The sequence below is a fragment of the Ruegeria sp. BHSA123 genome, from assembly GCF_059613425.1.
This window is the reverse complement of record NZ_JBXWSL010000168.1, coordinates 1-1,091: the sequence shown is the minus strand read 5'-3', so window position 1 is coordinate 1,091 and position 1,091 is coordinate 1. Positions and strand designations below refer to the sequence as shown.

Below are 1,091 nucleotides of genomic sequence, written 5' to 3'. Positions count from 1 at the left end.
CCCCGGCAAGTTCCCAGAAGGAAGAGTGCAAGTGACGGATGTTTCCCGACCCAATGGCGACAAGCCTGAAATCATCATCCTCGGCGCCGGACCGGCTGGTCTGGCCGCTGCCCATGCCCTGACCGGGCAGGCCAAGGTCACCGTGATCGAACGTGCGCCTGTTGCGGGCGGCAATTCGGCCTCGTTCCCGGTCGAAGGTGTGATCTGCGACTATGGCTCGCACCGGTTTCATCCGGCGGCCGAGCCCGAGGTTCTGGCCGATGTAAAAGCCCTGCTGGGGGACGACTTGCTGCTGCGCCCCCGCCATGGGCGCATCCGGCTGGGGGGCAAATGGATTCACTTTCCGCTGAAACTGACCGATGCGCTGTTACGCCTGCCCAAACCCTTTGCCGCGTCGCTGATCGGGGACATGGCGCTGAAGCCCTTCCGCAAGAAAAGCGAAGGCCCCGAGACGTTCTCGACCGTGCTCTATGACGGGCTGGGACCGACGATTTCGGACAATTTCTATTTCCCTTACGTACGCAAGCTGTGGGGTCTGGATCCGGACAAGCTAGCCGTGAAACTGGCCGAGCGCCGGGTCGGCAGTGGATCGGTCGGCAAGATCCTGATGAAGATGCTGCGCCTGCTGCCGGGGCTGCGCAGCGAAACGGCGGGTCGGTTCTTTTATCCGCGCAAGGGGTTCGGGCAAATCTCGGACGCGATGCGCAACAGTGCCGAAGCCAACGGCGCCACCTTCCTGTTCAACACCGAAATCACTGCCATCGAACGGGACGGCAACCGCATCACCGGCCTGACGATCCGCGAAGGCGAGGACGAACGGCACCTGACTGGCGATCTGATCCTGTCGACCATCCCGCTGACCGGGCTGACGCGCCTGATCGGCGACCCTCCGGCAGAGGTGGTCGAGGCGGCTCGCGCGATCCGCTTCCGGGGCATGATCCTGCTGTACCTGGTGCTGGAGACCGACCAGTTCACCGAGTTCGATGCACATTACTTCCCGGAACTCTCGATCCCGATCAGTCGGATGTCAGAACCCAAGAACTATAACGCCAGCGGCACGCCAAAAGGCGTCACCGTGCTGTGCGCCGAAC

At 62.9% G+C, this 1,091-nt stretch carries 1 protein-coding gene; it reads left to right on the top strand.

Annotated elements, in window-relative coordinates; all coding sequences use genetic code 11:
- Positions 1–31 precede the first annotated feature (31 nt).
- A partial coding sequence (locus AC2FNC_RS20820; protein ID WP_496716588.1) for a protoporphyrinogen/coproporphyrinogen oxidase occupies positions 32–1,091 on the top strand: 1,060 nt, incomplete at its 3' end.